Origin of the sequence: Siccirubricoccus deserti (assembly GCF_014283215.1) — a bacterium.
In the GTDB taxonomy this organism is placed as follows: Bacteria; Pseudomonadota; Alphaproteobacteria; order Acetobacterales; family Acetobacteraceae; genus Siccirubricoccus; species Siccirubricoccus deserti.
Map to the genome: position 1 here is coordinate 1 of NZ_JACOMF010000051.1, position 24,591 is coordinate 24,591.

Genomic DNA, 24,591 nt, shown 5'->3' on the forward strand with positions numbered 1-24,591 from the left:
GTCAGCCCCCGCTCCAGCAGGAAGTTGTCGTTGATGAAGGTGTGGATCGGCAGCAGTTCGACCGAAGTGATGCCGAGTGTGCGCAGGTAGTCCACCACCTCGGGTGAGGCGAGGCCGGCATAGGTGCCCCGCATCTCCTCCGGCAGGGAGGGATGCAGCTTGGTGAAGCCCTTCACATGCGTCTCGTAAAATACCGTGCGATCCCAAGGCACGCCCGGACTGCGCTCGCGCCCCCAGGTGAAGGCAGGGTCTATGACCCGGCATTTCGGCATCAAGGGAGCGCTATCGCGCTCGTCGAAAGTCAGGTCGTCCTCGGTTTCGAGCGTGTAGCCGAAGACCTCCGGCCCCCAGGTCAGGTCGCCGACGATGGCGCGGGCATAGGGGTCGAGCAGCAGTTTGTTGGGGTTGAAGCGGTGGCCCGCCTCCGGCTCGTACGGGCCGTGGACGCGATAGCCATAGATCGTGCCGGGGCGGGCGTCCGGCAGGTAGCCGTGCCAGACCTCGTCGGTGAACTCCGGCAATTCAAGGCGCTCAAGCTCGGTCTCGCCGGCGTCGTCGAAGAGACAGAGCTCCACTTTCGTCGCGTTGGCGGAGAACAGGGCGAAGTTCACGCCGAGGCCGTCCCAGGTGGCGCCGAGCGGAAAGGGCAATCCCTCCCGCACGCGTGACCGCCGCATCACCTGCGGCGCTGCCGTCTCGACCCGCACGTCCATCTGAGCAACCCTTCCTGACCAGCCGCAGAAGAACAGAATGAGAGCGCGCCCGTTTCCGACCGGCTGCGGAATTCTCGCGAATGCTGATGGCAGCAGGCAGGGGATGACTCCTTGCGCCACTCAGGAACGCCGAGGGTGTGGCTGGCTGTTCTGCCGGATCCGCACCAGCCCAGCAGGTTCACCGTGCCGCCCTCGCCCAGTCGCCTTTCCGTGAACGATGCCGGCCGGTCCCACTGCCGCGACGAGTGAGCCGGCTGCTTGCCAGCACGCGACATAGCCCATCCCGACGTAGCTGACGCTCCTCAACGCCGCTCAGGTGAAAAGGAAACTGCAGCGACGAGCACGCAAACGATTGTTCTTGCAGCAGGGCTGGATGCGCGGGTTGAGCCCGCGATGACCAAAGAAAGACAACCAGCCTTTCTTTGGCATCCTGCTATCGTCCGCGGCCGGTCTTCTCCTGCAGGGCGTCGATCTGGCGGGACGCCTCGGCCTTGGTTAGCGCGGGATCGAATTCCTCCCCGGCTTCCTCGGACAGCGTCTTGAGGTAGCTCGCCTGGGCGCCGGTCATACGCTCCTCGCCGGTGGTCCAGTCGTCTGGGTCCTTGACGGTGTTGGATCCGGGCTCCGGGTCGCGCTTGGGGTTCTCGGGGTGCTGATCCTGGCTGGGCTTGGCCATGCAGCGGAACTCCGTGTCAGGGTTGTGGGTGTTCGCCTAACGTTCAGGGCAGCGCAGCGTTGCAGCCCGGACGGTAGAGATATGCGGACGCTCCTGCCGATGAGCGCCAGTGCGCCCCTGCAGTGGCCAGGACAGGAACGGTATGCCGATGAGCGAAAATTAAACGACCGGGGTATGCCGCGCCGTCAAACTGTCCAACGGATGGGGACACCTCAGTATCTGAACGGTGCTGCTGGCTAATCCTCTGCCGATGGTCCGCTGCCGCAGCGAACCCTGTCTATCCGGTCAAGGCCGCGGGATGCAGACGATGAGGGCGTCCGCGGCGGTGCTGCTCAACCTGCGCCACGGCGGCCAGAGGGTGAAGTCCCGCATCCGCTGGTCGTACCCGGCCCACGACCGGCACGGTCCCTGCCATCGCCCGGCAGGTCGGCCGGGCGGATCACCAGAAGCGCGAGGGGGCCGGCCAGCGTGACGGCCGCGAGCACCGCGAAGGCCCAGCTCCAGGCCCCGGGAACGCCGCTGCCCCCCGCCGCGTCCAGCACCGCCCCGAACGCCACGGGCCCGAACACCCCGCCGGCGAAGCCGAGCATTGAGTGCAGCGCCATGGTGGCGCCGCGGTAGGCGGGGTCCGCGTTGCCCAAGGCGCCGGCGGTGACGGACGCGCTCTCGCTCGTCATCAAGGGCCCGTGCAGCAGGGCGAGCGTCACGGCGAGCGCGTAGCTGCTCCCCCCGAGGATCCCGAGGGCCGCGCCGGTCGCGGCGGAGAGCGACATCAGCACGAGCACTGTCCTCTTCCGCCCGAGCTGGATAGAGCACTCCCCGCCCAGCACGATGGAGAATATGCCGAGGACCGAGGCGCCGAAGGCGACCTGCGCGGGCGCCGGCCAGCCGGAACCGGGCACCTGGCCGGCGGCGGCGAAGGCGAGGAAGGCGATGAGCCAGGAGCGCACCGCGTAGAGTTCCCAGCTATGGGCGAAATAGGCCAGCGACCAGGTGACCGAGTGGCGGTTCCGCAGCACCGGGCGGAAGTCCAGCAGCCGCGTCGGGGGGCGGATGCGGGGCGGCTCCGGCCGGACCCAGAGCAGTACCAGCGCGGTGGCGAGCAGGGTCGCAATCGCCGGCACGCCGAAGGCGAGCCGCCAGGTCGCGGCGCGCAGGATCCAATCGGCCAGCAGGTATGACGAGGCGGTGCCCACCCCGAAGCTCGCGGTGTAGAGGGCGACGGCGCGCGACTGGGCACGCCCCTCCAGCCGGTCGGCCAACAGCCGCAGCCCCGGCATGTAGGTCCCTGCAAGCCCGGCCCCCGCGAGGGCGTGGAACAGCAGCGCCGTCGCCAACCCATCCGCCAGCGCGGCGAAGCCGGCATTGCCGGCGGCCGCGAGGAGGGCGCCCACGATCCAGACGCGCCGCGGGTCCACACGGTCTGTCAGGCTCACGAGGACGGGGACGGCTATCGTATAGCCTGCGAAGAAGGCCCCGCCGATCAGGCCCGCCTGCGCGTTGCTCAGCCCCCAAAGATCGCGCAGCGGCGCGAGGAGGACGGCGAAGGTGGAGAAGCCCAGCATCGTCAGCACCTCCGCCGCGCAGAGAACGACCGTGAGCCGGCGCGCCGACGACGCGGGCATGCACCTCCCTCCCCCTTCAGACCCGACCGGCGCGTGGCCGGCACCCAGCGATGTACGACATTCCCAGTGCATCGACCCTACCGGCTCGACCGGTGGGGTCAATCGGACCCCTGGACGGTGGCCGATCCGCGGCCCTTGACCGCCGGATTCGTGCGGTCGAGGCGGAGCGGCGCGACGGCGCGGAAGCCGGGGTATTCGGCACTGGCGAATGCGGCTGCCTGACGCTGCGCAACCCGAGGACCTGATCGGCTCCATCCTGCAGCTGCTCGATCTTGATCTCGCGCTGCAGGACCACTCGACCCTGAGCCGCCGAGCAGAGACGCTGGAGGTGGCGCGGCTGCGCCGCGGGCGAGATCCCGTGCATCTGCTTGTCGGCAGCACGGGCCTATAGTTGTGCGGTCCCGATGGATGGCTGAAGGAGAAGCATGGCCGCAAGCGGCGCCGGGCCTGGATGGTACTCCACCTCGCCACCGACGCCGACACCGGCCAGATCGCCACCACGGTGCTCACCGGCAGGAGGCCGGCGCCTCCAAATGGAAGCGCGCCATCGGTGCGGGCTGCGTTCGCAGACGGACCGGCCTCAAGCGACCGAGGTGGCCATCGCCGCCGAAGTCCTGAACCGGATGCTGCACCTTGGGTGGCCGCAGTACATCCGGAACGCATGATCCCAAACACGGTCTGAGGTCAATGCATCCAGGCCGCCAACCCATGCAACACGATGATCCCCGGCGGCAAGCTACGCCAGGTCGAATGGAAAACCGGCGGGCACCAGCGCCGCTGGCCGCGATCACCTGGCCAACCTCGGGACCCGGTGGCACGTTCTTGCCATGTACGACCCGTCCTTCGGCGCTGGATGAATCATATCGCGCTTCGGTGCCCCGAAGGTGGTCGTCGTCGGCCTGGCCATTTCCGCCTGCGCCGCTGCAGTGGGTCTCGCCGGCGTGACCGTCTGGCACTTCTGGGCGTCGCTGGTCCTGCTCGGCCCCGGTTGGAACTTCGACTTCGCCGGGGCGTCCGCGATGGTCCTCGACTGCTACCGGCCGGAGGAACGGACACGCGTCCAGAGCATGAACGGTTTCGCCGTGTCGGCTTTATGGTGATCGGCTCGCTTATTCCAGGGGCCTGCCGAACAGCTACGGGGGGAGACAATATGTCTGATCTCCGTCGCGCCGCTGCTGCTCGCCGCGCTGACGCTGTGGGCCACGGCAACGCTCAGGCTGCGGCCCGCAGTCCTATAGCCGAGCGCCGGGCAGGCGAGGTGCACCGCCCCGGATCTGTCGGAGGCCCCAACTGTTGAAAGGACGGGGCCATGACGAAGAAGACATCGAACCGTCTTTCGCCTGAGGTCCGGCGGCGGGCGGCGCGAATGGTACAGGAGGCATCTGGCCCGATGCTGCAGGAGGACACCCCATGAAGGACCTGCATTCAGGCGGCGCTGTCGCCGCCAGGCTGCCAGGCGAGGCGGCGCTCGGTCAGTTGGTCGCCAGCGCCGCCGAGGCGTTGCCACCGCTCGAGAATGTCGAGGCCTTCGGTGCCGCCTTCGACCGCTTCGCCGGGGCGCGCGTCGTCATGCTCGGCGAGGCGACGCACGGCACGAGCGAGTTCTACCGCGCCCGGGCCGCCATCACCCGTCGCCTTATTGAGCGGCATGGCTTCGGCATCGTCGCGGTAGAGGCGGACTGGCCGGATGCCGCATGCATCGATCGCTGGGTGCGGCACCGCAGACCCGCCGGTTCCGAGGATGGGTCGGCTTTCGTCCGCTTCCCGCGCTGGATGTGGCGCAATGCCGAGGTGCGTGACTTCACCCGGTGGCTGCACGCGCACAATGCCACGCTGCCGCCCGATCGGCGCGCGGAGTTTCGCGGCCTTGATGTCTACAGCCTAGGCGCCTCGATCGCCGCGGTGCTTGCCTATCTCGACGCGCATGATCCGGAAGCGGCGAAGGCGGCGCGCCAGCGCTATGCCTGCCTGACGCCCTGGCACATGGATCCGGCCGACTATGGCCGCGCCGTGCTGTTCGGCAACCGCGAACCCTGCGAGGACGCCGCCGTGCAGCAGCTGCGCGACATGCTGGCGCGCCGGACGGCGGAGATGACTGCCGAGGCGGGCGAACAGCTCTTCGATGCCGCGCAGAATGCCCGCGTGGCGCTGGGGGCGGAGCGCTATTACCGACTGATGTACCGCTCCGGGACCGAGAGCTGGAATTTGCGCGACCGGCACATGTTCGACACGCTTCGCGCCCTGCTGCAGCGCCGTGAATCCCAAGCGGGAGCACCTGCGAAGGCGGTAATCTGGGCGCACAACAGCCATATCGGCAATGCCGCCGCGACCGAGATGGGCTGGTCCGGCGAGTTCAACATCGGCGAGCTCTGCCGCACCGCTTTCGGCGAGGCCGCGGTCCTGATCGGCTTCGGCACGGATCATGGCACCGTCGCGGCAGCGCATGACTGGGGCAGCGAGATGCGGATCATGCAGATCCGCCCGGTGCGCCCGGACAGTCATGAGGCGCTGTTCCGGTCCCATGCGCCGCCGTGCTCACTCACCGACCTGCGGCGGTCGGTCGCGCCGGAACTGCGCACCGCCTTGGCGCAGCCGCGGCTGGAACGCGCGATCGGCGTGATCTACCGGCCGGAAAGCGAACGGCAGAGCCACTATTTCGAAGCAGTCCTGCCCGAGCAATTCGACGCCTTCGTCTGGTTCGCCGAAACCCGCGCCGTCACGCCCCTGCCGGGCGCCAGCGCAGGCGGCGCTGCCGAAGCGGCGGAGACCTTCCCGTTCGGCCTGTAACGTGGTTGCGGGACCCGCCAGGAAGGATACTGCAGCGGATTGGCCGGCGGTAGACCGGCGACGGCTATTTCCGCCGCATCCTGGTACCGGGCGGGAGGGGTCGGCCGAACGCGGCGCCGAGCTGCTCGACGCCAACCCGGATCGATTCCACCGCCTCCTGAAGCAACACCCGTACCGCGGCCGGTTCGTGGAGCGCCGGTTCAGCGATGCACAGCCGGGCCGCCGTCCGCGGGATGCCTGCCAGCCGGGGCGATCAGGGCCAGCGCCGCGGCACCGCTGACCGCGAAACCGCGGGGGATGCCCTGCATCAGCAGGATCTCACCGCGCTGCGCATGGCGGATCGCATGTGCCATCAGCCGCAGGCGCGGGTCGCCGGCGCGGCCCAGCGCGGCATCTGCCATCGCGATGGCGCCTTGGTGGTGATGCGTCATCAGCGTGACGAACAGCGCATCGAAGCCCGGCTTGCCAGCGCTGCGGTCCAGTGCGGCAAGCTGCTCCGGCGCCAGCATGCCAGGCATTGCCATATGCTCTTCTGGCGGCGGCAGGACGGGCGTGCCGAACCAGCCGCGCCACCATTGCTCCAGCACCATGACATCGCCGGCCTGTCCGGCGATCATCAGCCGCGCCAGGGACCGGAGATGCGGATCATCGGCAGCCTGCTCGGCAACCCGCGCCACCGCGACGCCCTGCCGGTGGTGCGCCGCCATGGCGCGCATCCACCCCTGGTCGTAGGCCAGGGCACCGCCAAGATGCGATGGCCATTCCCGCCCATGCCAGCCGAGGAAGGCCAGCACCGCCATGCCCAGCACCCCGGCGGCCGTCACCCCGCTCCACCAGGCGGCGAAGCGGCGATGCGGGGAAGCCCGCCCCGCCAGCCAGTCCCGCAGCCAGGGAAACAACGGATAGAGCGAGGCGGAGGTCAGGTGCACCAGCAGCCCGACCCAATAGGGCTGGTTCAGGGTGAAGACCGGCTGCCAAAAGGGGACGACGCCGAAATACTCGAAGGCCGAGGTGAAGACTGCCCAGGGGATGCCGACCAGAAGGATCGTCCAGGGCCGCAGCCCAGCGGTCCACCGCCCGAGCAGGCCAAAGAACACCACCGCCCAGAGGAAATCCGCAGATTGGTGGAACAGGATGCCGCCGAGGATCACCGGCCAGGAAGGCTCCGCCTGCAGCGCCAGATCCTGCGCCGGGATCGAGGCGACGACCATCCAGTCCACCACCGCGTCACGCCCGACACGGGCGGCGAGCAGCTGCGCGACGAGGGTCGAATAGCTGCTGGTGATGAGGCCAAGCAGCGCCGCGGCGCGCCAGTTGACCGGCACGCGGCGCGGCTGGCCGCGAGATCGCTGGCGGATCAGCGTTCTTCGGCCTGCTGCGTCCCTGCCGTCTCGAGCAGTTCCCAGGCGGCCTGCTCGGGATCGGTGGCGGGCTTACCCGCCATCGCGGCGTTGCCGTGCTGCTTGCCCATGCGTGTGGCTCCATCCTCCGACCTGCCGGCCGCGCCGGTACGGCGGTTGGCATGATCTCTCCTGGACGCCAACGTGCGCTGCGCGACACGGATGCAGGGCACCGGCGGAACATCGGGCCGAATACGACAAAGGGCGGGACCCGCCCTTGGCTCCGCCGGATCGCACCACGGCGGCGTCATCTCGCATCCTGCGTCGCGCTTGCGGCATCAGCCCGGCGCCACTCCGGCAGGCACCCTCACCAGGTCCTGGCGGAAAACGGCGTCCCAGACTGCCGATGCAGCGTCGGCGGCAGGCGCCATCGGGCCCATGGCCGGAGATAGGCCGCCTCGGCACGCGGGCCGGATATGTCGATCCGTGGGGCAGGGGCGCGGCCTTGGCCGCTGCGGCTCAGCCACCGAAGCCGAGCGCCCGCAGCAGGGCGATGCTGCGCTCCGCCGAGACATGGTGGACGAAGTGGCCGCCCTTGCGCTCCCAGCCCTCGCGCGCCGTGGCGCGGTCATCCACCAGCACATGGCCCGGGCCGGACCAGCGCGGCTTCTCGCGGCTCATGCAGGTGATGACCGGCACATGCGCGCCGAGCACCCGCGCCACCCAGCGGCGTTTCTGCGCCGGCGCCCAGGTGCCGAGCGGCAGGCCGGTGAGAATGGTCGGGTGATACGGTGCGCAGAACTGCCAGAGCGCTTCCGCATCATGCATCAGCTCCAGCGTCTCGAAGAAGGTGGGCGCACGGGAGAGCGCCGCCCACATGGTCTTCAGCGGCAGCGCCTCCGGCCGGACGCCGGTCACCGCCTGCACGCCGCGGTCGAAGTCGGCAAGCACGCCATCGAGGTCGAGGAACAGCCGCATTCCGGTGCTGGAGCTAGCGCTCGGGCGTCCCGTCTGCCGACGGCAGGTGCTGCCGCTCGAAGCGCGCGCGGTCGTCGGGCGAGAGCCGCACCGTCACATGGATCGAGTCGTCGGTGTCCTGCCGGCCGATCACCTCGCCATGCCCATAGAGCCAGGCGAGCTGCGCGCCGCTAGAGACGGGGATGTCGTAGCCGGCGGTCACCATCCCCTCCGAGAGTCGCGTGTCGATCGCTCCGCGCAGTGCCGGCAGCCCCTCGCCGGTCAGTGCCGAGACGGCGATCTCGCCGGGGCGCGCGCCTGCCCTGGCGACGCCGCCGAGCAGGTCGGCCTTGTTCAGCACCTCAAGGCTACGGCGCGGCCAATCGGCATCCAGCGTGCCGTCCCGCACCATGCCGTCCAGCACCGCGATCACATCGGCACGCTGCGCCTGGCTGTCGGGGTGGGCGACGTCCCGGACATGCAGGATGACATCGGCCTCCGCCACTTCCTCGAGCGTGGCGCGGAAGGCGGCGACCAGCTCGGTCGGCAGGGCGCTGATGAAGCCGACCGTATCCGAGAGGATCGCCTTGCGGCCGGAGGGCAGGTCCAGGCCGCGCATCGTCGGGTCCAGCGTGGCGAAGAGCTGGTTCTCGGCGAAGGTTTCGGCACCGGTCAGCGCATTGAACAGCGTGGACTTTCCGGCATTGGTGTAGCCGACCAGCGCCACCACCGGCGCCGGCATCCGCTGCCGCGCCGCGCGGTGCAGCCCGCGGGTGCGGCGGAGGTCCTCGATCTCGTGCCGGAGGCGGACGATTCGGTCGTCGATCAGCCGCCGGTCGGCCTCGATCTGCGTCTCGCCGGGACCGCCGAGGAAGCCGAAGCCGCCGCGCTGGCGCCCGAGATGGGTCCAGGACCGCACCAGCCGGCTGCGCTGGTACTGCAGATGCGCCAGCTCCACCTGCAGCGCGCCTTCCCGGGTCCGCGCCCGTTCGCCGAAGATGTCGAGGATGAGGCCGGTGCGGTCGATGACCTTGCAGTGCCATTCGCGCTCCAGGTTGCGCTGCTGCACCGGGGTCAGCGCCGCATCGACCACGACGAGGCCGGCCTGCGCCGCCGCCATCGCCGCACCGAGCGAGGCGACCTGGCCGGTGCCGAGCAGGGTCGCCGGCTGCGGCGCCCGCAGGGTCACGGTGGCGGTATGGACAACCTCAAGCCCGATCGAGCGGGCAAGCTCGACCGCCTCGGCCAGCCGCGCCGTGGCGTCACGCATCTGGCCCTCGGCGCGCCAGGGCAGGATGACCGCAGTGCGCATTGGCGCCTCGGCGGTGGCATGCAGGTCGGTGCGAGTGTCGGGATCGGTCATGGCGGATCCGGGTGCTGCGGTGCAGGGGTAACGCGGCGCAGGTGGCCCGCGTCCCCGACCGGGCGCGGAACGTCGGCCGGGGTGCGGCAAGCCCGACCCGCCCGGCAGCCACGGGCAGGTTCCGCCGGAGGTGCAGGTGGCCATGCGCCGCGCGGCAATCACCCTGGCCCGGTGCACCCCCTGGCCTCGCCGCGATTGGCGCTGATCGGCCTGGAGCCATCGCGGCCTGCCGGGCGTACCTGCCACCCTGCCGGCTTGTTCCGGTGCTGGACGGTTTATTGTCGCCGATCCGCCTGGCGCGCGGGCATGTGACGGATCGGTGCTGAACCGTGCGGCGCGCTGGCGCTTGAAGTTGCCGTTGTCATGGTGTCACGCCTCGCCCGCTGGAGTTGCCAGTCATGCGGAAGCCCTCCCGACCGCGCCCCGCTGCCGGCGTGAGCGTGCGGCAGGCGGTTCCGCTCGGACTGGTGCTGCTGGCCCTGTGCGGCTGCCGGCGCGAGGCGCGCGAGGTTCGGCTCGACCCGCCCGTCGCCGCTGCGCTGGCTGGCGTCGCGGCCATGCCCAACGGCATCGGCGGCCGTCCGCCGGAGGTCTACTTCGTCCTCGGCAAGCCGTATCGCGGCAACGCCTACCAGCTCTCGGAGGGCAAGCGGCTCTACGCCTGGTTCGGCTGCCCCGAATGCCACCGCGACGGCGAGGGAAGCGGGCGCGGGCCCTCGCTGCTCGATGGCTGGTGGAACCATGGGCCCGGAATCGAAACCATCTACCTGTCCATCCGGGATGGCCGGCCTGGCGGCATGCCGCCCTACCGCACGCGGCTGACCCATGAGCAGCTCTGGCAGCTGGCCGGCTACGTCCAGGTGCTCGGCGCCTACAGCGCCAGCGCCGCCGCGCCGGGCCGCAGCGACCAGGTGCAGTCCCGCCCCGCCGAGAACCGCGCGCCTGCCCGCTTTGCGCCGCTTGAGCCGTGACCGGGGGCTGGCAATCCGCGCTGGCGCCCGGCGGCTCGTCGGCGGACGCAATTCTGCGCCTGTTCTGGCCCACTGTGGCGCTGCTGGGGCTGATCTGGCTGGCGGTGCTGCTGGTGCTGGCCGCCGCGCTGCTGCGCCGCGCCCGCCCCGAGGCGCCGCGGCGGGCGGGCGCCGTGGTGGGCGCGGCGACCGCCGGCACCGTGCTGGTCGTCATCGGCCTGACCCTCGCCAGCTATCTCGTCACGCGGCCCATCTCCGCCGCGGCCGATGCGCCGCTCATTGTGCAACTCCGCGGCCTGCAATGGTGGTGGCAGGCAACCTATCCGGAGGAGGGCGAGGCGAGCGGCTTCGTCACCGCCAATGAGCTGCACCTGCCGCTCGGCCGCCCGGTGCGGCTGGAACTGTCCGCCGAGGATGTCATCCACAGCTTCTGGGTGCCGAACCTCGCGGGCAAGCAGGACATGATTCCGGGCCGGGACAATGCCCTGACATTCACCCCCACCGTGCCCGGCGTGTACCGCGCCCAATGCGCCGAATTCTGTGGCCTGCAGCATGCCCGGATGGCGCTGCTGGTGGTGGTCGAGCCGCCGGAGGAATTCGCCCGCTGGCGCGCCGTCCAGGCGGCGCCCGCCACGGCCGAGGCGCTGGCCGCCGAGGGTCGGCAGGTGTTCGAGCGGCAACCCTGCGGCGCCTGCCACACCGTGCGCGGCACCGGGGCCGCCGGCCGCACCGGGCCCGACCTCACCCATCTGGCCTCGCGTGGCACCCTCGCCGCCGGGCTGCTGCCGATGACGCGGGGCGCGCTGGCCGCCTGGATCGCCGATCCGCAGACCCTCAAGCCCGGCAACAACATGCCCCTGGTGCCCCTTTCCGCCGACGAGCTGCAGGCCCTGACCGCCTGGCTGGCGAGCCTCCGGTGACGCACGACCGGCGCGACACCGGCCTTGGCGACCTTGCGCTGGAAGCCGCGCTGCGGCGCGTCTGGGCCGCAGCGCACGGGCTGTGGGGCCTGCTTGCGACCGTCGACCACAAGGCGATCGGGCGGCGCTACATCGCCACCGCCTTCGGCTTCCTCATCCTCGGCGGGTTGCTGGCGCTGGCGATGCGCTGGCAGCTCTCCCACCCCGAGGCGCGGCTGCTCGATCCGGACCGCTACAACCAGGTCTTCACCATGCACGGGTCGAACATGATGTTCCTGTTCGCCGTGCCGGTGATGGAAGCGATGGGCGTCTACTTCGTGCCGCTGATGGTCGGCACCCGCAACATCGCCTTTCCCCGCCTCAACGCATTCTCCTACTGGGTCTACCTCGCCGGCGGGCTGCTGCTCTGGGGCGCCTTCCTGCTGGAGATGGGCCCCGACGTCGGCTGGTTCGCCTATGTCCCGCTCTCCGGCCCGCAATACTCGGCGGGCAAGCGCGCCGACATCTGGGCGCAGATGATCACCTTCACCGAGATCTCGGCGCTCGCCGTCGCGGTCGGCCTCGTCGTCACCGTCTTCAAGCAACGCGCCCCGGGCATGACGCTCGACCGCATGCCGCTATTCGTCTGGGCCATGCTGGTGACCGCCTTCGTCGTCATCCTGGCGATGCCGGCCGTCGTCACGGCGAGCACCGCGCTCATCCTCGACCGGCTGGTGGGGACGCATTTCTTCAATCCGGCCGAGGGCGGCGACGTCTTGCTGTGGCAGCACCTCTTCTGGTTCTTCGGCCATCCCGAGGTCTACATCATCTTCATCCCGGCGGTCGGCATGGTCTCGACCATCATCGCCACCTTCTGCCGGCGTCCGGTCTTCGGCTACCTCGCCATGGTGCTGGCGCTGGTCGGCATCGGGCTGCTCGCCTTCGGCCTCTGGGTCCACCACATGTTCACCACCGGCCTGCCGCGGCTGGGCGAAAGCTTCTTCACCGCCTCCTCCATGGCGATCGCGGTGCCGAGCGGGCTGCAGATCTTCTGCTGGCTGGCGACGCTCTGGGGCGCGCGGCCACGCCTCGCCGTGCCGATGCTCTACGTGCTCGCCTTCCTCTTCACCTTCGTGCTCGGCGGCATGACGGGGGTGATGGTCGCCTCGGTGCCGCTCGATACCCAGCTGCATGACAGCTACTTCGTCGTCGCGCATTTCCACTACGTGCTGATCGGCGGCGCGGTCTTCCCGCTGCTCGGTGCCATCCACTACTGGTTCCCCAAGCTGACCGGGCGGATGATGGGGGCGAGGCCCGGGCGCTGGGAGTGCCTGCTGGTCTTCGCCGGCTTCAACCTCACCTTCTTTCCCATGCATATCCTCGGCCTCTGGGGCATGCCGCGGCGGGTCTACACCTACCAGCCGGAACTGCCCTGGGCCGGGCTCAACCTCTTCGCCTCGCTGAGCGCGGTGCTGCTTGCCGCCGGATTCCTGCTGTTCTTCTGGAATGCCTGGCGCAGCGCCCGGCACGGCGCGCCGGCGGGCGAGAATCCCTGGGGCGCGCCGACCCTCGAATGGGCCACCGCCTCGCCCCCGCCGCCCTGGAACTTCACCCGCATCCCGGTGGTCGGGAGTGCCAGCCCGCTGTGGGATTCGATGGGCGAGCTGACGGTCGCCGAGGGGCTGCGCACCGACCGGCGCGAGCTGCTGGTCACCAGCGTGATGGATGCGACCCCCGAGGCGCGGGAGTCTTCGCCGCAGGATTCCATCTGGCCCTTGCTCGCCGCCATCGCGACCAGCGTGATGCTGGTCTGGTCGATCTTCACCCCTTGGGCGGTGGTCTGGGGCAGCATTCCCATTGCCGTCACTCTCATCGGCTGGTTCTGGCCGCGCGGCACGCCGGAGGATGAATCGTGAGGCAGCGCGTCGTCGCCGACCTGTCCGGCCTGCCCATCAGCGGTGAGCGTCACAGCAGCCCGAGCTGGTGGGGCACGCTCGCCTTCATGTTGATCGAGGGCACCGGCTTCGCCCTCGCCATCGGTATCTATCTCTACCTTGCGGCCCTGGCGCCCGCCTGGCCGCCGGTGATGCCCCCGGACCTCGCCGCCGGCACCGGCGTCACCCTGGTGCTGCTGGCGAGCCTCCTGCCCAATGCGCTGCTGTCCCGCTGGACCGATGCCCAGGACCTCCGCCGGGTGCGACTCGGCCTGCTGGTGATGCTGGGCTTCGGCCTGGTGCCGCTGCTGCTCCGCATTCTCGAGTTCGGCGCTCTGAATCTGCGCTGGGATGACGGCGCCCATGGCTCCATCATCTGGTTCCTGCTCGGCCTGCACACCGCCCATCTGCTGTCCGACCTAGTCGAGACGGCGGTGCTGGCGGCGCTGATGTTCACCCGCCATGCCGACAACCCCCGCCGCTTCGGTGATGTGCGGGATGAGGTGGTCTACTGGTATTTCGTGGTCGCCACCTGGCTGCCGATCTATGGCTGCATCTACTGGGCGCCGCGGCTATGAGCGCGGCGTGGCGCGTGATCTGGCTGGCGCTTGCCGGATTGGTGCTCGGCCCGGTGGCCTGGATGGTGAGCACCGAGATTGGCCAATTCGCCCCGGTGCTGTTCTGCCGCGACGGGCTGCGCTGGGGGGGCGGGCTGGTCGGGCTGTGCCTCGCGGTCGCTCTGGCCGGCGCCGCGCTCTCCTGGCGCGGCCACGCGGCGGGGCAGGGCACGCTGCGCTTCACCGCGGCGCTCGGCGCGCTGCTCGCGCTGCTGCTTGCCCTGCCGCTGCTTCTGCAATTTCTCGCCACGCTGGTGCTGGGCGGATGCGAAGCCTAGTCGCCCTGCTGCTCCTCCTGCCTCGCGCCGCCCGGGCGCATGACGAGGCGGCGCCGGGCTGGAACTTCGATCCCCTCGTGTTGCTGCCGCTGCTCGCCTGCCTGCTGCTCTATCTTGCCGGCCTCGCGCGGCTGTGGCCGAGAACGCGACGGCAGCATGGGGCGGCTCTCGCCTGGCTGGTGGGCTGGCTGGTGCTGGCCGGCGCGCTGCTCTCGCCGCTGCACGCGTTGGGCGAGCGGATGTTCACCGCGCATATGATCGAGCATGAGCTGGTCATGGCCGTGGCGGCGCCGCTGCTGGTGCTAGGCCGGCCCATGGCGGTCGCGCTTTGGGCCTTCCCGGCCGCGCCGCGGCGCCGCATCGCCCGTGCCGCCGGAGCGCTGCGCCTGTCCTGGCGACTGCTGACCCGGCCTGCCGTCGCCACCCTGCTGCACGGCGCGGCGATCTGGCTCTGGCACCTGCCGCCGGTCTTTGATGCCACGATCGGCGACCTGGCGCTGCACCGCGCGCAGCACCTCTCCTTTCTGCTGAGCGCGCTGTTGTTCTGGTGGGCCATGCTGCGGCGGGCGCAGCCGCTGGTGGCGGTGGCGGACCTCTTCGCCACCATGCTCCATACCGGGCTGCTGGGCACCCTGCTCGTCGTCGCGCCGCAGGTCTTCTATGCGGTGCAGACCGCGGAGGCGGCGCGCTACGGGCTGACGCCGCTGGAGGACCAGCAACTCGCCGGGCTGGTGATGTGGGTGCCCTGCGGCACGATCTATGCCGCCGCCGCGCTTGCCCTGCTCGGCAAGGCGTTGCGCCGCGGAGGAGCGCGCCATGCGCTGGCCTAGGCTGGTGCTGCCAAGCCTTCTGGCCGCGGTGCTGCTCGGCGGCGGCGCCTGGTGGCGGCTGCGGCAGCCCGGTGAGGACGAGAGGGTGGCCCGCGCCATCACTGGCGGCGATCCCGCGCGGGCGCCTGCGCTGCTGCGGCGGTATGGCTGCGCCGGCTGCCACACCATCCCCGGCGTGCCCGGCGCCGACGGCAAGGTCGCCGCGCCACTCGCCGGGCTGCGCGCCCGCGTCTACATCGGCGGAGTGGTGCCGAACACGGCGGAGAACCTCGTCGTTTGGTTGCTGGATCCGCGTGCGCTCTCGCCGCGCACCGCCATGCCGGCAACGGGGATCACTGAGGCGGAGGCGCGGGATGTGGCGGCCTATCTCTACAGCCGCTAGTTCGGATCGCAGCCCAGTTGGCACAGCGATCCGAAGATGCCTGGTGGTATCAGAGCACATTCACGTCTTCGGGCTGCCAGCCTACCGGCGATCTGCTCTAGGTCAGGTGGCGATGCCCCAGCGGTCATTCCCGCCCCGGCAAGGCTGCATCAGGCGCCCGCCGCCCCGCGCATGGCCGTGGTGCCGATGCCGGGCCAGCAGCGCCATCGACGGGCCCCTTCGCAGGGACCGCGCCTGATGACCGGACCGGGCGGCGATCCTGCGCAACGGGTGGACATGGCACTCTGCATGGCGCGTTCTTGGTGGCGCTCCGCATGACGCCCACCACGCCCGTGCGGCGGGAGTTGCTGCTGGCCGGCGGCGGCCACGCGCATCTTGGCGTGCTGCGGGACCTGGTCCGGCATGGGGTGCCACCGGGCCTGCGCGTCACCCTGCTCGCCCGGGAGGCGGCGGCGATCTACTCCGGCATGCTGCCGGGCCTGATCGCCGGGCGCTTCACCGTGGATGATTGCCTCGTCGACCTGCCGCGCCTCGTGCGTGCCGCCGGGGCGCGCTTCATCCGGGCCGAGGCCTGCGGCCTGGACCGCGACGCGCAGCACCTGCTGCTGGCGGGCGATCGGCCGCCGATGCGCTACGACCTTCTGTCGCTCAACCTGGGTGCCGAGCCGGTGCTGGTGCCCGGGGCAGCGGAGCATGCCCTGCCGCTGCGCCCCTTCGGCCGCTTCCTGCCGCGGTGGGAGGCGCTGCTGGCCCAGGTGGCCAAGGCTTCGCGGCCGTTGCGCCTGCTGGTGGTGGGCGCCGGCGCGGCGGGGGTGGAAGTGGCCCTGGCCCTGCACCGGCGGCTCGGGCCACGCGCCGCGATCGGGCTGCTCGCGACCGGGGGGGAGGTGCTGCCGAGCAACTCGCCCGCCGCGCGCCGGCTGGCGCATCGCGCGCTCATCCGGGCGGGCATCGCCCTGCATGGGGGGGAGGCGGCGCGCGTCGAGCCGGGTACGGTTCTCTGCGCCGAGGGCGGGAGGCTGGAATTCGACGCGGCGCTCTGGGCCACCGGCGCCGCGCCGGCCCCCTGGTTCCGCGATGCGGGCCTCGCGCTCTGCCCGCGCGGCTTCCTGGCGGTGGACGCGACGCTGCGCAGCATCGGCGATGCCCGCGTCTTCGCCGCTGGCGACTGCGCGACCGTGCTGGAACATCCGCGCGAGCGCGCCGGCGTCTTCGCGGTGCGGCAGGGCCCGCCACTGGCCGCCAATCTGCGCCGCGTCCTGGCCGGGGAACCCCCTCGGCCCTTCAGGCCGCAGCGGCGCTACCTGGCGCTGGTGACCTCGGGCGCGGATCGGGCCATGGCGTTCCATGGCAGCCTGGCCGCGGAAGGGGGCTGGGCGCTCCGGCTGAAGGACCGCATCGACCGGCGCTGGATCGCCATGCATGCCGCCATGCGCCCGATGGCGCGGCGACCGGCCCCGGTGGACCCCGCGCCGATGCGCTGCGGCGGGTGCGGCGCCAAGCTGCCGCCCGCGGTGCTCGCGCGGGTGCTGGCGCGGCTGCCGCGCGGGGGGGCGGTTCCGCTAGGCCTTGCCGCACCGGACGATGCGGCGCTGCTGCGCCCGCCCGGCGCGGGGCAACTGATGGTGCAGACCGTGGACATGTTCCGCGCCTTCGTGGACGACCCCTGGCTCTTCGGACGCATCGCCGCCAATCACGCCCTCGGCGACCTGGCCGCCATGGGCGCCACGCCGCGCGCCGCGCTGGCGATCGCCGCCCTGCCGCCGGCAGCCGAGGCGGTGCTGGAGGCGGACCTTCTCGCCATGCTGCGCGGCGCGCAGGACGTGCTGGCGGCGGCAGGGGCGGAGCTGGTCGGCGGCCACAGCGCCGAGGGGCTGGAGCCGATGCTGGGCTTCGCCCTGACCGGAGAGGTGACGGAGGGCCGGGCGCTGCGCCGCGCCGACCTGCGCCCGGGCGATGTGCTGGTGCTGACCAAGGGGCTCGGCACCGGCGCGCTGCTCGCCGCCGCCATGCAGGGCGGCGGACGCGCGGCCTGGACCGAGGCGGCCTACGAGGCGATGCAGCGCACGCCTTTTCCCGCCGCCCGCATCCTGGGCGCGCATGGCGCGACGGCCTGCACCGACGTCACCGGCTTCGGGCTGCTGAACCACCTCGCCGAGATGCTGGAAGCATCCGGTGTCGCGGCGGCGCTGGACCCGCATGCCGTGCCCGCACTGGCCGGCGCGGCGGAGGTCCTGGCGGCGGGTGCGCGGAGCACGCTGCATCCGGCGAACGCCGCTGCCGCTGGCCCGCGGCTCGGCGGGGGCTGGGCGGCGGTGCCGCCCGCGCAGCTGGGCCTGCTGCTCGACCCGCAGACGGCGGGGGGGCTGCTGGCGGGCGTGCCGGCCGCGGCAGCCGCGGACTGCCTCGCCGCGCTGCGCCGGTGCGGCAATCCGGACGCCGCGGCGATCGGCGTGGTCCGGCCCGGCTTGCCGGGCATCAGCCCAGAACCCGGCGCCGGCGGCTGACGTTAGAGGGTGGTCCGGACAACCTGGCCGGCGAAGGAACGATCATGCCGAGCACCGAGGGAACCATCCTGCTGGTCCAGGAAAGCCGGTTCCGGCTGCTGGATGCCCGTGGCCGCGGCAGGGTGTTCGTACTCGCAGCCCATGCGCCGCTCGGGCCGCAGGATCTGCCGGTGCTCGCCGGCCGGCGCGTGCGGGTGGAGTATGAGCAGGCGCCGGGGCTGCTCGCCGGAATCGCTCGCGATCTGTGGATGCTGGACCAGGGAGAGGCTCGGCCATGACGCATCGCAACCGCCGCCCGCGCGGCACCCTGACCGGGCGCCTGGTCGGCGCCTTGCAGGACTGGTCGGTCCCGCGCCAGCTCCGTGGCGCGCCCGGCCACGCCAAGGCGGCCGAAAGCGCCATGTCCCGCGGCCTGCGCCCGCGGCTGGAGCAGGCGGACCGGGTCGGCACCTCGATCTGTCCCTACTGCGCCGTCGGCTGCGCGCAGCTGATCTACGCGCGGGACGGCAAGCCGATCGCGGTGGAGGGTGATCCGCGCAGCCCGGTAAACCAGGGTACGCTCTGCCCCAAGGGGGCGGCGACCTTCGGCCTGATGGTCAGCCCCGGGCGCCTCGACCGCTGCCTGCACCGGGCGCCGGGCGCGACGGCGTGGCGGGAGGTTCCGCTCGACTGGGCCATGGAGCGTATCGCGCAGCTGGCGAAGCGCAGCCGCGACGAGAGCTTCGTGTCCCGCCTGCCGGACGGCACGCGGGTGAACCACACCCTCGCCATGGCCTCGATGGGTGGCGCGACCCTGGACAATGAAGAGAATTATCTGATCAAGAAGCTGTTCTCCGCCGGCCTCGGGATGGTCTTTGTCGAGAACCAGGCGCGGGTCTGACACAATAATTCGGTGCCCAGTCTGGGTGCCACCTTCGGCCGGGGCGCGGCGACGCTGCCCCAATGGGACCTTGCGAACAGCGACTGCGTGCTGGTCATGGGTTCCAACATGGCGGAGAACCACCCGATCGCCTTCCGCTTCGTCATGCAGGCGAAGCAGCGCGGCGCGACGGTCATCCATGCCGATCCGCGCTTCACCCGGACCTCGGCCATGGCGGATATCTATGCGCCGCTGCGCGCGGGCAGCGACATCGCCTTCCTCGGCGGCATCATCAACCACCTGCTGCAGAACGACCTTTGGTTCCGCGAATTCGCGCTGCCCTACACCAACCTCTCCACCATCGTGGGAGAGGATTACCGCGGCCCGGGCGAACTGGGGGGCTACTTCTCCGGCTGGAACGCGGAGGGAAGGCGCTACTCGCCCGAGAGCTGGCAGTATGACGGGGTCGTCGTGCCCTCCTCCCTCGCCGAAGGCTATGTCGAGATCGAGGGCTTCGCCGAGGCAACCCGGCGGCTGCACGAGGGGCCGACGCCGAAGGACCCGACATTGCAGCACCCGAGCTGCGTCTACCAGATCCTGAAGCGCCACTTCGCCCGCTACACGCCGGAGATGGTGGAGCAGGTCACCGGCTGCCCGCGCGAGGTCTTCCTGAAGGTGGCGGACGCCATGGCCCGCAACAGCGGGCGCGAGCGGACCGGGGCGATCTGCTACGCGGTGGGGTGGAATCACCACACCAAGGGCGCGCAGATAATCCGCACCGGCGCCATCCTGCAGGCGCTGCTCGGGAATGTCGGGCGGCCGGGCGCGGGGCTGCTGGCGCTGCGCGGCCATACCAGCATCCAGGGCAGCACGGACATCGCCACCCTGTACGACCTGCTGCCGGGCTACCTGCCGCAGCCGCACGCCTTCCGCCCGCATCACACGCTGGAGGATTACCTGAAGGTCGAGACCAGCCCGACCGGCTGGTGGAACAATTTCCCGAAATACTACGTCAGCCTGCTGCGCGCCTTCTACGGCGCCCAGGCCACGCCGGAGAACGGCCGCGGCCACGACCTGCTGCCGCGCATCGTCGGCGACCACTCGCAGCTTCCGCTGACCGTGGCGATGGCGAACGGGGTCATCAAGGGCCTGTTCGTCATGGGGCAGAACCCGGTGGTCGGCGGCAGCAATTCGAAGCTGGTGCAGCGGGGCCTCGCCCAGCTCGACTGGCTGGTGGTGCGCGACATCGCCGAGACCGATACCGCCACCTTCTGGCGCGACGGCCATCTGGTGCGCGACGGCGAGATGCGCCCCGAGGATATCGGCACCGAGGTCTTCCTGATGCCGGGCTCCCTTTCCGGCGAGAAGGCCGGCAGCTTCACCAACACCCACCGCCTGTTGCAGTGGCACGACAAGGTGGTGGCCGGGCCGGGCGACAGCCGCTCCGAGCTCTGGTTCACCTACCACCTCGGCCGGCGGCTGCAGGAACTCTACCGCGCCAGCACGCGGGAGGAGGATGCGCCGATCCGCTCCCTGCTCTGGGACTACCCGGTGGACGAGGAGGGCGAGCCGGACGCCGAGGCGGTGCTGCGCGAGATCAACGGCTATACCTGGCCGGAGAGGGAGCAACTCGCGTCCTTCAACGACCTGAAGTCGGACGGCTCCACCGCCTGCGGCTGCTGGATCTACGGCGGCGTCTTTCCGCAGCCGGGGCGGAACCTCGCGCGCGCGCGCAAGCCGGACGGGCCGGAAGGCCCGGGCACGCATCTCGGCTGGGGTTTCGCCTGGCCCGACAATCGCCGCACCCTGAACAACCGCGCCTCCGCCGACCCCGAGGGCCGGCCCTGGTCCGAGCGCAAGCGGCTGGTCTGGTGGGACGAGACGAAGGGCGAATGGCAAAGCCCGGACCAGATCGACTTCGTCAAAACCAAGCGCCCGGACTACGAGCCGGATTGGTCGAAGCGGCCCGCCGGGATGGACGCCCTCTCCGGCACCCAGCCCTTCATCATGATTCCGGACGGGGTCGCCGGCATCTTCGTGCCCTCCGGCCTCAAGGACGGGCCACTGCCGGAGCACTACGAGCCGACCGAGACGCCGGTGCGCAACGCCTTCCACCCAGGCGTCGAAGGCAACCCGCCGGCCAAGCGCTGGGCGCATGACCTGAACCCGATCGCCGCGCCGGGCGACCCACGCTACCCGCATGTGCTGACCACCTACCGCCTCACGGAGCACCATTCGGGGGGCACGCCGACGCGCATCGTGCCAACCACCGCCGAGCTGCAGCCCGAGGGCTTCTGCGAGATCCCGACCGAGCTCGCGCGCGAGCTCGGCCTCCGCAGCACGGATTGGGTGGTGCTCTCCACGCCGCGCGGGGAGATCGAGACGCGCGCGCTCGTCACCGACCGGCTGCGGCCCTTCCGCCTTGGCGAGCGGCGGGTCTTCCAGCTCGGCCTGCCCTGGCACTACGGCTGGGCCGGGATGGCCACCGGCGACGTCGCCAATGTCCTGACGGCCGTGGTGGGCGACCCGAACACCGGCATGCACGAGAACAAGGCGCTGACCTGCGCGTTGCGCCCCGGGCGCCTGGCGCGCCGAGGAGGACAAGGCTGATGGCTGGCGGCCTCGCGCACCCGCGCACCTTGGAATACACCGACCGCGACCCGCAGGGCCCCGTGCCGCAGGAGGCGGAGCTGACGGCCGGCCACCGCGTGGAGTCCGGCCGGTCCTACGGCTTCTTCACCGACACCACGCTTTGCATCGGCTGCAAGGCCTGCGAGGTGGCCTGCAAGGAATGGAACAACCTGCCGGCCGACCAGCCGGGCCTGACCGGGCAGAGCTACGACAACACCGGGCGGCTCGGTGCGCATAGCTGGCGGCACGTGACCTTCCTCGAGCGCGGCGCGCGCGCGACCAGCATGCCGCCCTTCCAGTCCAACTGGCTGATGATGTCGGATGTCTGCAAGCACTGCGACCCGGCACCATGCCTCGAAGCCTGCCCGACCGGTGCGCTCTTCCGCACCGAGTTCGATACGGTCGTCGTGCAGCAGGATATCTGCAATGGTTGCGGCTACTGCGTGCCGGCCTGCCCATTCGGCGTCGTCGAACTGGCGAAGGAGGACGGCAAGGCGCACAAATGCACTCTCTGCTATGACCGGCTCAAGGGCGGGCTGGAACCGGCCTGCGCCAAGTCGTGCCCGACCGACAGCATCCAGTTCGGCCCGGTGGAGGCGTTGCAGCAGCGCGCTGCGGCGCGGGTCGAAGAGCTGGAGGCGCAGGGCCAGACGGCGGCCTACCTCTACGGCACGCCCGGCGGACCCGGCGCCACCGGCGGGATCCGCCGCCTGAACGCCTTCTTCCTGCTGACCGATCGGCCGGAGCGCTACAACCTGCCGCCCGCGCCCTCCCGCCCGTCGCGCAATGCGCGGCCCTCCTTCCTCGCGGGCCTCGCCACCATGGCCGGCCTCGCGGTCGCGGCCGCGCTGATCGGGGTGGGGCGGCGATGAGCGCGACGCTGCAGCACCGCCGTCCAGGCACCGAGGCGCCGCGACTGCCCGACGCCGTGCAGCAGGATTGGCATGGCGAGACCTATCACGGCCGCCCGGCGGTCAAGGCCAGCTCCTTCGACTGGAGGGTCTCGACCTACATCGTCATCCTCGGCGTCGCCGGCTCGGCGCAGCTCATCGCCGCGCTCGCCCGCCGCGCGGGGCCGGAGGCGCGCGGGCTGGTGCGGCGGGCGCGGCTGCTCGCCCTCGGCGGCAGCATGGTCGGGCCGCTGGTGCTGGTGCAGCACCTCAAGACCCCGTCGCGCTGGTTCAACATGCTGCGGATCGTGCGGCCCACCTCGCCCATGTCGCTCGGCTCCTGGCTGCTGACGGGCTTCGGCCTGCTCTCAGGGCTAAGCGCGCTCGGCGAGCTGCTGGGACGGCGCTGGCGCTTCGCGCGGCGCGTCGGCGATGCGGCACAGGGGCCGGCCGCGCTCGCCGGCGCGGGGATGAGCGTCTACACCGCGGCGCTCCTTTCCTCGACCAGCACCCCGCTCTGGGCGGCGGCACCCGCGCCGCTCGCCGCGCAATTCGGTACCTCCTCCATGGCGGGCGCCGCCTCGGCGCTTGCCTTGATGCAGCGTGCGGCGGGTGAGGAGAGGAGTGCCCGGCGGCTGGAGGCGCTGGCGACACTTGCCCTCGCCGCGGAATGGCTGGCCGGCCGCGAGGCGGAGCGGCGCTGGCGCCGGGCCGGCATCGCCGCGCCGATCGAGCGCGGCACGACCGGCGCGTTGCATCATGGCGGCGGCAAGGCATTGGGGGTCGTGGCGCCGCTGGCGGCGCACGGGCTGGGCCGGGTGGTCGGCGGCCGCGTCGGGCCGCTGCTGCCGGAGCTTGCCTCACTGGCCGTGCTGCTCGGTGGCGCGGCCATGCGCCATGCCGTGCTGCGGGCCGGCAACGAGAGCGCCTGCCGCCCGCAGGATGCCTTCCGCGTCACCCAGGGCGCGCGCCGGTGAGCGCCGCGCCGCAGGAGGAGGAAGGTCAGGCGCGGCAGCGTAGCCTGCGGGCGCTGGACCGGCTGCTCGCCGTCTCGCCGCCCTGCACGGCGCAGGAGGCGATGGAGGCCATGCGCTGCGCGACGGCGCTGCGCAACCTGCTGGTGGCGCGGCGGCGCGCGGGCGATGCCTCGCCGGCGCTGGAGGCGCGGCTCGCCTGCGCCAATGGCGTGGTCAGCCTCACCTGGTCGGACGTCGTGCCAGTCTCCGGGTTCCGGCGGGAGAGGCTGGAGAAGGCCCGTGCGGCGCTCGCCGCGCTGGACCGTGACGCAGGCGGCGGGAGCGCGGACGGATGAGCGATGCCGGCAACCAGGCCCGCACCGGGGCGGGCAAGGACCAGGGCCCGGATGTCCATCCGCCGAAGAGGATCGCCGAGGCCACGACCTGGAAAGGCGAGCAGAAGGCCGGGATGGACACACCCGTGCTCGCGGTGCTCGCGGCGTTGGCCGGAGTCTACATCGCCTTCGGCGGGCTGTTCTTCCTGCTGGCGCAGGCCGGGGCGGATGCAATGCCTTATGGCGCGGCGCAGGTGCTGGGCGGCGTGGTGTTCTCGCTCGGCCTCATCCTCGTGCTGGTGGGCGGGGCGGAGCTCTTCACCGGCAACACGCTGATGGTGGTGGCCTGGGCCGAAGGGCGCGCTGGCTTCACACCGGTGCTGCACGCCCTCGGCATCGCTTATGTGCTGAACTTCCTGGGCTCGGTCGCGATCGCGCTGCTCGCCTTCTGGGCCGGGCTGCACATGGCCGGCGACGGCGCGGTGGGCGCGGCGGCGCTGCGCACGGCGGAGCGCAAGTCCGGCCTCGGCTTCGGCCCGGCGCTGGCCAGCGGCGTCGCCGCCAACATGCTGGTCTGCCTTGCGGTGTGGCTGGCCTTCGGGGCGCGCAGCGCGGCTGACAAGGTGCTGGTCATCGTCCCGCCCATCACCGCCTTCGTCGCCTTGGGGCTCGAGCATTCGGTGGCGAACATGTCGCTCATTCCCTTCGGCTGGCTGGTGAAGGCAGGTGCCGCGCCGGAATTCTGGGCCGCGGCGGGGACTGACCCCGGGACCTATCCCGCGCTTGGCTTCGGCGGGCTGGTGGCCAACCTCGTGCCGGTGACGATCGGCAACCTCATCGGTGGCGTGCTGGTGGGTGCAGCCTACTGGTTCGCCTATCTGCGGCCGAAGCAGGCGTCTGGCAGGTAGCGCCATTGGCGGAGGCGGATGGGAATCGAACCCACCACCCGGGGTGAGCGGGTCGCCGGTTTTGAAGGTCGGGTCGGGAGGCGGCGGGATCGCCCCATCAAGCCAACATCGATGAAATCCCAAGGTCTTGGAG

22 protein-coding genes and 1 pseudogene are annotated in these 24,591 nt (G+C 71.3%); 17 read left to right on the plus strand and 6 right to left on the minus strand.

Features of this window, described 5'->3' with window-relative positions; all coding sequences use genetic code 11:
- The 3 genes and pseudogenes from H7965_RS23935 to H7965_RS23945 form a co-directional block, all read right to left on the minus strand.
- Positions 1-713: pseudogene (locus H7965_RS23935) on the minus strand (glycogen debranching protein GlgX); the annotation flags it as partial.
- A gap of 433 nt (positions 714-1,146) precedes the next feature.
- Positions 1,147-1,389 (minus strand): DUF3072 domain-containing protein, encoded by a 243-nt coding sequence (locus tag H7965_RS23940; RefSeq protein ID WP_186773095.1) that lies wholly within the window; start codon positions 1,387-1,389, stop codon positions 1,147-1,149.
- Positions 1,390-1,721: 332 nt separating this feature from the next.
- Positions 1,722-3,014 carry an MFS transporter gene (locus H7965_RS23945; protein ID WP_186773096.1) on the minus strand — a complete coding sequence of 431 codons (1,293 nt, stop codon included), beginning with the start codon at positions 3,012-3,014 and terminating at the stop codon, positions 1,722-1,724.
- Positions 3,015-3,222: 208 nt separating this feature from the next.
- Here H7965_RS23945 and H7965_RS23950 point away from each other — a divergent pair, with 208 nt between their 5' ends.
- The 3 genes from H7965_RS23950 to H7965_RS23960 all read left to right on the plus strand — a co-directional run bounded on the left by H7965_RS23950 (position 3,223) and on the right by H7965_RS23960 (position 5,801).
- Positions 3,223-3,405 carry a transposase gene (locus H7965_RS23950; protein ID WP_186773097.1) on the plus strand — a complete coding sequence of 61 codons (183 nt, stop codon included), beginning with the start codon at positions 3,223-3,225 and terminating at the stop codon, positions 3,403-3,405.
- A 493-nt stretch (positions 3,406-3,898) separates the two neighbouring features.
- A complete protein-coding gene (locus H7965_RS23955) occupies positions 3,899-4,114 on the plus strand; it encodes a hypothetical protein (protein ID WP_186773098.1) in 216 nt (71 codons plus the stop codon).
- Between the two features lie 310 nt (positions 4,115-4,424).
- Positions 4,425-5,801 carry an erythromycin esterase family protein gene (locus H7965_RS23960; protein ID WP_186773099.1) on the plus strand — a complete coding sequence of 459 codons (1,377 nt, stop codon included), beginning with the start codon at positions 4,425-4,427 and terminating at the stop codon, positions 5,799-5,801.
- A 200-nt stretch (positions 5,802-6,001) separates the two neighbouring features.
- Here the strand turns inward: H7965_RS23960 and H7965_RS31810 are convergent, their stop codons facing one another.
- The 3 genes from H7965_RS31810 to hflX form a co-directional block, all read right to left on the minus strand.
- Positions 6,002-7,126 carry a DUF305 domain-containing protein gene (locus H7965_RS31810; protein WP_222440779.1) on the minus strand — a complete coding sequence of 375 codons (1,125 nt, stop codon included), beginning with the start codon at positions 7,124-7,126 and terminating at the stop codon, positions 6,002-6,004.
- A 534-nt stretch (positions 7,127-7,660) separates the two neighbouring features.
- Positions 7,661-8,119 (minus strand): hypothetical protein, encoded by a 459-nt coding sequence (locus H7965_RS23970; RefSeq protein WP_186773100.1) that lies wholly within the window; start codon positions 8,117-8,119, stop codon positions 7,661-7,663.
- Positions 8,120-8,132: 13 nt separating this feature from the next.
- Entirely contained in the window at positions 8,133-9,461 is a 1,329-nt protein-coding gene (gene hflX / locus H7965_RS23975; RefSeq protein ID WP_186773101.1) for a GTPase HflX, read from the minus strand.
- 398 nt (positions 9,462-9,859) lie between these two features.
- Between hflX and H7965_RS23980 the strand changes: the two genes are divergently transcribed.
- The 14 genes from H7965_RS23980 (at position 9,860) to H7965_RS24050 (ending at position 24,458) form a co-directional block, all read left to right on the plus strand.
- Complete coding sequence (locus H7965_RS23980) at positions 9,860-10,432, plus strand: c-type cytochrome (RefSeq protein ID WP_186773102.1); 573 nt, start codon at positions 9,860-9,862, stop codon at positions 10,430-10,432.
- Complete coding sequence (gene coxB, locus H7965_RS23985; RefSeq protein WP_186773103.1) at positions 10,429-11,352, plus strand: cytochrome c oxidase subunit II; 924 nt, start codon at positions 10,429-10,431, stop codon at positions 11,350-11,352. Before H7965_RS23980 ends, coxB begins: the two co-directional genes overlap by 4 nt.
- A complete protein-coding gene (ctaD, locus tag H7965_RS23990) occupies positions 11,349-13,247 on the plus strand; it encodes a cytochrome c oxidase subunit I (protein ID WP_186773104.1) in 1,899 nt (632 codons plus the stop codon). The genes coxB and ctaD overlap by 4 nt, the downstream gene beginning before the upstream one ends.
- The gene (locus H7965_RS23995; protein WP_186773105.1) at positions 13,244-13,843 is read left to right on the plus strand and encodes a cytochrome c oxidase subunit 3; all 600 of its coding nucleotides are present in this window, start codon (positions 13,244-13,246) and stop codon (positions 13,841-13,843) included. Before ctaD ends, H7965_RS23995 begins: the two co-directional genes overlap by 4 nt.
- Positions 13,840-14,160, plus strand: a complete 321-nt coding sequence (locus H7965_RS24000) for a hypothetical protein (protein ID WP_186773106.1) — start codon at positions 13,840-13,842, stop codon at positions 14,158-14,160. Before H7965_RS23995 ends, H7965_RS24000 begins: the two co-directional genes overlap by 4 nt.
- Positions 14,148-14,990: a cytochrome c oxidase assembly protein gene (locus H7965_RS24005; protein ID WP_186773107.1), complete on the plus strand. Its 843-nt coding sequence runs from the start codon at positions 14,148-14,150 to the stop codon at positions 14,988-14,990. The genes H7965_RS24000 and H7965_RS24005 overlap by 13 nt, the downstream gene beginning before the upstream one ends.
- Entirely contained in the window at positions 14,977-15,372 is a 396-nt protein-coding gene (locus tag H7965_RS24010; RefSeq protein WP_186773108.1) for a c-type cytochrome, read from the plus strand. The genes H7965_RS24005 and H7965_RS24010 overlap by 14 nt, the downstream gene beginning before the upstream one ends.
- A gap of 314 nt (positions 15,373-15,686) precedes the next feature.
- A complete protein-coding gene (selD, locus tag H7965_RS24015) occupies positions 15,687-17,879 on the plus strand; it encodes a selenide, water dikinase SelD (protein WP_186773109.1) in 2,193 nt (730 codons plus the stop codon).
- A gap of 44 nt (positions 17,880-17,923) precedes the next feature.
- Positions 17,924-18,157 carry a hypothetical protein gene (locus tag H7965_RS24020; RefSeq protein ID WP_186773110.1) on the plus strand — a complete coding sequence of 78 codons (234 nt, stop codon included), beginning with the start codon at positions 17,924-17,926 and terminating at the stop codon, positions 18,155-18,157.
- On the plus strand, positions 18,154-21,348 hold the full coding sequence (fdh, locus tag H7965_RS24030) for a formate dehydrogenase (RefSeq protein WP_188959836.1): 3,195 nt from the start codon (positions 18,154-18,156) through the stop codon (positions 21,346-21,348). Before H7965_RS24020 ends, fdh begins: the two co-directional genes overlap by 4 nt.
- Positions 21,348-22,241, plus strand: a complete 894-nt coding sequence (locus H7965_RS24035) for a 4Fe-4S dicluster domain-containing protein (RefSeq protein WP_186773112.1) — start codon at positions 21,348-21,350, stop codon at positions 22,239-22,241. Before fdh ends, H7965_RS24035 begins: the two co-directional genes overlap by 1 nt.
- A complete protein-coding gene (nrfD, locus tag H7965_RS24040; protein WP_186773113.1) occupies positions 22,238-23,236 on the plus strand; it encodes an NrfD/PsrC family molybdoenzyme membrane anchor subunit in 999 nt (332 codons plus the stop codon). The genes H7965_RS24035 and nrfD overlap by 4 nt, the downstream gene beginning before the upstream one ends.
- On the plus strand, positions 23,233-23,571 hold the full coding sequence (locus H7965_RS24045; protein ID WP_186773114.1) for a hypothetical protein: 339 nt from the start codon (positions 23,233-23,235) through the stop codon (positions 23,569-23,571). The genes nrfD and H7965_RS24045 overlap by 4 nt, the downstream gene beginning before the upstream one ends.
- Positions 23,568-24,458, plus strand: coding sequence for a formate/nitrite transporter family protein (locus tag H7965_RS24050; protein ID WP_186773115.1), 891 nt, complete (start codon positions 23,568-23,570; stop codon positions 24,456-24,458). The genes H7965_RS24045 and H7965_RS24050 overlap by 4 nt, the downstream gene beginning before the upstream one ends.
- The last annotated feature ends 133 nt before the right edge of the window (positions 24,459-24,591 follow it).

Coding starts and splice junctions, on each gene's coding strand:
- H7965_RS24010 (WP_186773108.1), top strand. CDS start 14,977: ATGCGCTGGCCTAGGCTGGTGCTGCCAAGCCTTCTGGCCGCGGTGCTG.
- hflX (WP_186773101.1), bottom strand. CDS start 9,461: ATGACCGATCCCGACACTCGCACCGACCTGCATGCCACCGCCGAGGCG.
- H7965_RS23980 (WP_186773102.1), top strand. CDS start 9,860: ATGCGGAAGCCCTCCCGACCGCGCCCCGCTGCCGGCGTGAGCGTGCGG.
- H7965_RS23940 (WP_186773095.1), bottom strand. CDS start 1,389: ATGGCCAAGCCCAGCCAGGATCAGCACCCCGAGAACCCCAAGCGCGAC.
- H7965_RS24035 (WP_186773112.1), top strand. CDS start 21,348: ATGGCTGGCGGCCTCGCGCACCCGCGCACCTTGGAATACACCGACCGC.
- H7965_RS24020 (WP_186773110.1), top strand. CDS start 17,924: ATGCCGAGCACCGAGGGAACCATCCTGCTGGTCCAGGAAAGCCGGTTC.
- H7965_RS23960 (WP_186773099.1), top strand. CDS start 4,425: ATGAAGGACCTGCATTCAGGCGGCGCTGTCGCCGCCAGGCTGCCAGGC.
- nrfD (WP_186773113.1), top strand. CDS start 22,238: ATGAGCGCGACGCTGCAGCACCGCCGTCCAGGCACCGAGGCGCCGCGA.
- H7965_RS23950 (WP_186773097.1), top strand. CDS start 3,223: ATGCGGCTGCCTGACGCTGCGCAACCCGAGGACCTGATCGGCTCCATC.
- H7965_RS23945 (WP_186773096.1), bottom strand. CDS start 3,014: ATGCCCGCGTCGTCGGCGCGCCGGCTCACGGTCGTTCTCTGCGCGGCG.
- H7965_RS24005 (WP_186773107.1), top strand. CDS start 14,148: ATGCGAAGCCTAGTCGCCCTGCTGCTCCTCCTGCCTCGCGCCGCCCGG.
- H7965_RS24000 (WP_186773106.1), top strand. CDS start 13,840: ATGAGCGCGGCGTGGCGCGTGATCTGGCTGGCGCTTGCCGGATTGGTG.
- H7965_RS23970 (WP_186773100.1), bottom strand. CDS start 8,119: ATGCGGCTGTTCCTCGACCTCGATGGCGTGCTTGCCGACTTCGACCGC.
- selD (WP_186773109.1), top strand. CDS start 15,687: ATGACGCCCACCACGCCCGTGCGGCGGGAGTTGCTGCTGGCCGGCGGC.
- H7965_RS24050 (WP_186773115.1), top strand. CDS start 23,568: ATGAGCGATGCCGGCAACCAGGCCCGCACCGGGGCGGGCAAGGACCAG.